Below are 6,051 nucleotides of genomic sequence, written 5' to 3' on the forward strand. Positions count from 1 at the left end.
CACCCACACCCCCCAGTCAGGGTGGCCCGGACACATCACTCAGGACCCGGTCCAGCATCCCGGCCAGATAGGGAGAGCATGTCGCAGCCGACTGCACCCGAGACCTTGGGCTCGTTGACCGACGAGACCACCGTCGACCCGAACAGCAAGGCCTCGCAGGAGATCGCCGGCAAGTCGCCGATGCGGATCGCCGCCGGCCGGCTCGTCAAGGACAAGATCGCGATGGCGTGCGTCTTCGTCATCGTGTTCTTCATCCTGATCGCCGCCTTCGCGGGCCTGATCAGCAAGTTCTTCGGCGTCAGCACCGACACCGTGCTCGCCAGCCAGTACCTCGACGTCCTCAACGGCGGCATGCCGAAGCCGGAGTACGGCCCGCCCAACGGTGGCTTCACGATGGACCACCCGTTCGGCATCGCGCCCCGCACCGCGGACGACAACCTGGCCTACTGGCTGTACGGCGCCCGCACCTCACTGCTGATCGCCGCCGGCGCGACACTCTTCGCGACGGTCGTCGGCGTCGTGGTCGGTCTGCTCGCCGGCTTCCTGGGCGGTGCGGTCGACCGTGTCCTGTCGTTCTTCGTGGACACGTTCCTCACGGTTCCGTTCCTGCTCGCCGCGCTGACCATCGCGCCGATCCTCAACGAGCGGTTCAACTCCAGCGACAACTACCCCACGATCCAGAAGTTCAGCCTCGTCGCCGTCCTGGCCCTCTTCGGCTGGATGGGCATGGCCCGCCTGATCCGTGGCGAGGTGCTGTCCCTGCGTGAGCGCGAGTTCGTGCAGGCGGCTCGGGTGCTCGGCATGCCGACCTCCCGGATCCTGTTCAAGGAGCTCATGCCCAACCTGGCCGCGCCGATCATCATCAGCGTGTCGCTGATGCTCCCGGCCTTCGTGGCCGCCGAGGCCGGCCTGGCCTTCCTCGGGATCGGCGTCACCGACGGCGCCTCGTGGGGTCGCACGATCAGCTTCGCGATCCCCTACTTCGAGCAGTACCCGCTCTACCTGTGGGAGCCCCTGATCGGCGTCGTGCTGCTCGTGCTCTCCCTCAACCTCCTCGGCGACGCGATCCGCGACGCCCTGGACCCCAAGACTCGTCGCTGACCATCCGGTCTTCGATGCAGACGTTGCCGACAGCACCTGCCGCCGGCACGATCACAGATAAGAAAGGCTGGACAGCATGAAGCGGAACAAGCCGCTCGCGCTCGTGGCCGGCGTTGCTCTCCTCTCCCTTGCTGCCTGTGGCGGCGGGGGCGACGACAGCAGCTCCTCCGGTTCGGGCAGTGACCGAGAGTTCGGTGCGCAGGAAGGTGGGGGCAAGGACGCCAAGGCTCAGGGCCCCGCCGCGGACGTCGACGGAGCCACCGCTGGTGGGACCGTCACCGTCTACCTCCCGGGTGACCCCGGCCCCAACTCGCTGGACCCGACCGACGGCTGGTCCGTCACCGGCAACTCGATCCAGCAGGCGCTGACCCACCGCTCGCTCACGCAGTACGTGCGTGACGAGAACGGCCAGCCCCTCCTGGTCCCCGACCTCGCGACCGACCTGGGCACGCCCAACGACGACTTCACGGAGTGGACCTTCACGATCCGCGMCGACGCGAAGTGGGAGGACGGCAAGCCCGTCACCGCCGAGGAGGTGGCCTGGGGCATGCAGCGTTCGCTCGACGCCGACACCTTCCCGTCCGGTCCCGGCACCGAGTACTCCAAGAACTACTTCCTGGACGGCAAGGACTACGCCGGCCCGTACACCGCCAAGGGCGAGAAGTACGACGGGATCACCGTCTCCGGCCAGGACGTCACCATCAAGATGGCGACCCCCTTCCCGGACATGGACTACTGGGGCGCCTTCATGGCGATGGGCCCGGCCCCGCTCGGCAACGCCTCCAAGCCGCCGAACTACGGTCAGGACCCGCTGTCCAACGGTCCCTACATGATCGAGGACTTCCAGCCCAACCAGGAGCTGACCCTGGTCAAGAACGACCAGTGGGACCCGAACTCCGACCCGGGCCGTCACCAGTACGTCGACAAGTGGGTCTTCAAGTTCAACGAGGACCCAGCCAAGGTCGACCAGATCATGCTGTCGGACAACACCGACTCGCAGACCGCGATCTCGACCGCGCTGGGCTCGGACAAGTACACCGAGGCCAACGAGGCCCTGGGTGACCGCCTGGTGCAGCAGACCTCGCAGTGTGTCTCCACGCTGACGCCGGACTACACCAAGATCACCGACATCAACGTGCGCAAGGCCCTGGCCTACGCCTACCCGTACGAGGACATGTGGTTCGCGACGGGCGAGGTTCCCGGCGTCACCCGCATCCCGGCCAACTCCGTCATGCCCCCCGGCATGGCCGGCAAGAAGGACTTCCAGGTCGACGGTGAGCAGATCACCTACAACCCGGAGAAGGCCAAGGAGCTGCTCGCCGAGGCCGGCGAAGAGGGCTACCAGATCACGATGGTCTACTACGAGACCGACCCGCTGGCCGTCGCCGGTCAGAAGCAGCTCACCAAGGGCTTCGAGGAGGCCGGCTTCAAGGTCAAGGCCATCCCGGTCCAGGTCTCGCCGTACGACATCTGGCTGGACCCCGACAACAAGACGAACAAGCAGCTCAACCTGCGTGGCGTCAACTGGTGCTCGGACTGGCCCGCCGGTTCGACGATGATCCCGCCGCTCCTCAAGACCGACGCCGTGTACAACACCGCGCAGTTCTCGGAGCCCGCGATCGACCAGAAGATGGACGACATCGCCACCATGCCCCTCGAGGAGCAGGGTGACGCATGGGGTGCGCTGGACGAGGAGATCATGACGGACTACTTCCCGATCATCCCCACCGCGTTCCGCAACGACCTGTTCGTCTTCGGTTCCAAGATCGGCAACCCGTCCGGCGACGGCGCCCTCGGCGCCCCGAACTACAAGGACATCTTCGTGATGCAGTGAGCCCTTGCGCTCGCACAGCATGAGATGAACCCTGTAGTTCACGCAGGACTGTTCAGCAATAGCACCAACTGACGGGTGGGGGTCCCAGACCGGGGCCCCCACTCGCCAGCCCGGACACATCCATCACCCCCGGAGAGGCTGAGATGTTCGCCTATCTCGTCAAGCGGTTGATCTCAGGTGCGCTCGTCCTCACCCTGGTGTCGATCGCGATCTTCCTGCTGTTCTGGTTCGGACCCTCGAGCCCGGCGCAGACCATCTGTGACCGTGAGACCAGCAATCGTTGCGGTGACCGCATCGAGATCTACGAGCGGACCCTCGGCTACAACAACCCCGTCCACGAGGAGTACCTCAAGTGGGCGAAGGGCGTCTTCGTCGGTCGCGAGATCACCATCGCGTCCTCGACGTACGACTGCCACGCCCCCTGCCTGGGCGTCTCCTACCTGACCAAGCAGCCCGTGTCCGAGGAGCTGGTCAAGCGCCTGCCCGCCACCATCTCGGTGGCCGTCGGCGGCGCCTTCCTCTACCTCCTCTTCGGCATCCCGATCGGCGTCGCCGCGGCGCGCCGACGCGGGAGCGTCGCGGACAAGGCACTGGTCTCGAGCTTCCTGTTCCTCAGCTCCATCCCCTACTACCTGTTCGCCCTGCTGACCTGGCTCTACCTCACGGTCCTGTGGGAGGCGCCGTTCGTGAGCGACACCGGCTACTTCCCGATCACCGAGAACCCGGCCAAGTGGTTCGGCGGGATGTTCCTGGCGTGGGTGGCGCTCGGCATCTTCGGGTGCACGCAGTACACCCGTTACTCGCGGGGGTCGATGGTCGAGGCCCTGAGCGAGGACTACATCCGCACCGCCAAGGCCAAGGGCCTCCCGGAGCGCACGGTGGTCTACAAGCACGGCCTGCGAGCGGCGCTGGTGCCGGTCGTCACCATCTTCGGCATCGACTTCGGCACCCTGCTGGCAGGCACGATCTTCACCGAACGTATCTTCGACATCAACGGCATCGGCTTCTGGAGCCTCCAGGCGGTCCAGCTCAAGGACCTGCCCGTGGTGGCCGCCACCGCCCTGTTCAGTGCCGTGCTCCTGATCATCTCCAACCTGCTCGTGGACATCATCTACAGCTTCCTCGACCCGAGGGTGAGGCTCTCGTGACAACGACTCCCGCAGTGACCCAGTCCGAGTCGGCCGTGCGCGCCGAGGGCGAGGGCCCGATCCTCGCCGTCGAGGACCTGTCGGTGACCTTCCCGACCCAGGACGGACCGGTGACGGCCGTCAAGGGCCTGAGCTACACGGTGGAGATGGGCAAGACCCTCGGCATCGTGGGCGAGTCCGGATCCGGCAAGTCGGTCTCCAGCCTGGCCGTCCTCGGCCTCCACGACGCCAAGTCGAGCAAGATCACCGGGTCGATCCGGGTGGGCGGCACCGAGGTCGTGGGCCTCTCGGAGGCCCGGATGCGCAAGCTCCGCGGCAACCAGGTCTCGATGATCTTCCAGGACGCCCTGGCGGCCCTGCACCCGTTCTACAAGATCGGCGACCAGCTCGCCGAGGCCTACATGGTGCACCACACCAGCGCCTCCAAGCGTGACGCGCGGCGCAAGGCCATCGAGATGCTCGACCGGGTCGGCATCCCGCAGCCGGACCGTCGCGTCGACGACTTCCCGCACCAGTTCTCCGGCGGCATGCGCCAGCGCGCCATGATCGCGATGGGCCTGATCAACGACCCGTCGCTGCTCATCGCCGACGAGCCCACGACCGCCCTCGACGTCACGGTGCAGGCGCAGATCCTCGACCTGCTCCAGGACCTGCAGCGCGAGTTCAACTCGGCGGTCGTCATCATCACCCACGACCTCGGCGTCATCGCCGAGACCGCGGACGACGTCCTGGTCATGTACGCCGGCCGGGCCGTCGAGTACGGCTCGGTGCAGCAGATCCTGATGAGGCCCGAGATGCCCTACACCTGGGGCCTGCTCTCCAGCATCCCGGACGTCGCCGCCAGCACCGACGCGCGGCTCATCCCGATCCCGGGCAACCCGCCGAGCCTGCTGAGCCCGCCGTCGGGGTGCTCGTTCCACCCGCGTTGCGCCCACGTGGACAAGGTGCCGGGCGGACTGTGCGCCACCCAGCTCCCCGAGCTGACGCCCGCCTCCGGTGTCGACCACCTCAAGCGCTGCCACCTGCCCAACCCCGAGCTGATCTACCGGACCGAGGTCCTCCCGGAGATCGCCCCCGACCTGGTCGAGGAGATCCGATGACCCAGGACCCCAACGCCGAAGCCCAGATCGAGCCCACCGAGGTGGGCGCCAACGCGGCCGAGACCGGCGACCGTGACCTGGTGACGGAGCCCCACGACGCCTACAGCGACCACGAGGTCCTCCTTCCGGACGCCTACGAGGGTCACGTGGCGAGCAGGCTCGACCCCGACGCCCCCGCGGTGCTGGAGGTCGAGGACCTCAAGATGTACTTCCCGGTGCGGTCGTCGGGCCTGATGCGACGCACGATCGGCCAGGTTCAGGCCGTCGACGGCGTCTCCTTCCAGGTGCCGCGGGGCGGCTCGCTGGGCCTGGTGGGGGAGTCGGGATGCGGCAAGTCCACGACCGGACGCCTCATCACGCGCCTCTACACGCCCACCGGCGGATCGATGATGTTCGAGGGCAAGGACCTCGCCAAGCTGTCCAACCGGGCCATGAAGCCGCTGCGCCGCGACGTGCAGATGATCTTCCAGGACCCCTACACCTCGCTGAACCCGCGGCACACCGTCGGCGCGATCGTCGGGGCGCCGCTCCAGGTCCACGACATCGTGCCCAAGAACAAGATCCTGCCCCGCGTGCAGGAGCTCCTCGAGGTCGTCGGCCTCAACCCGGAGCACTACAACCGGTACCCCAACGAGTTCTCCGGCGGCCAGCGCCAGCGCATCGGCATCGCCCGGGCCCTGACGCTCAACCCCAAGCTGCTCGTGGCCGACGAGCCCGTGTCGGCGCTGGACGTGTCGATCCAGGCGCAGGTCATCAACCTTCTGCAGGACCTGCAGAAGGAGTTCGACATCGCCTTCCTCTTCATCGCCCACGACCTCGCCGTGGTGCGCCACTTCTGCCCCGAGGTCGCGGTCATGTACCTCGGCAA

5 protein-coding genes are annotated in these 6,051 nt (G+C 67.1%); all 5 read left to right on the forward strand.

What is annotated here, in order from left to right; all coding sequences use genetic code 11:
- The first annotated feature begins 114 nt into the window (after positions 1 to 114).
- A complete protein-coding gene (locus tag ACXJKL_RS12190) occupies positions 115 to 1,101 on the forward strand; it encodes an ABC transporter permease (protein WP_457207314.1) in 987 nt (328 codons plus the stop codon).
- Positions 1,102 to 1,177: 76 nt separating this feature from the next.
- The gene (locus ACXJKL_RS12195) at positions 1,178 to 2,935 is read left to right on the forward strand and encodes an ABC transporter substrate-binding protein (protein WP_457207315.1); all 1,758 of its coding nucleotides are present in this window, start codon (positions 1,178 to 1,180) and stop codon (positions 2,933 to 2,935) included.
- Positions 2,936 to 3,078: 143 nt separating this feature from the next.
- The gene (locus ACXJKL_RS12200; protein WP_457207316.1) at positions 3,079 to 4,083 is read left to right on the forward strand and encodes an ABC transporter permease; all 1,005 of its coding nucleotides are present in this window, start codon (positions 3,079 to 3,081) and stop codon (positions 4,081 to 4,083) included.
- 14 nt (positions 4,084 to 4,097) lie between these two features.
- Positions 4,098 to 5,183 (forward strand): ABC transporter ATP-binding protein, encoded by a 1,086-nt coding sequence (locus ACXJKL_RS12205; RefSeq protein ID WP_457207317.1) that lies wholly within the window; start codon positions 4,098 to 4,100, stop codon positions 5,181 to 5,183.
- A 203-nt stretch (positions 5,184 to 5,386) separates the two neighbouring features.
- Positions 5,387 to 6,051, forward strand: a 665-nt coding sequence (locus tag ACXJKL_RS12210; protein WP_457207318.1) for an ABC transporter ATP-binding protein, incomplete at its 3' end; no start/stop codon positions are given.

The sequence above is a fragment of the Nocardioides sp. P5_C9_2 genome (assembly GCF_054049555.1).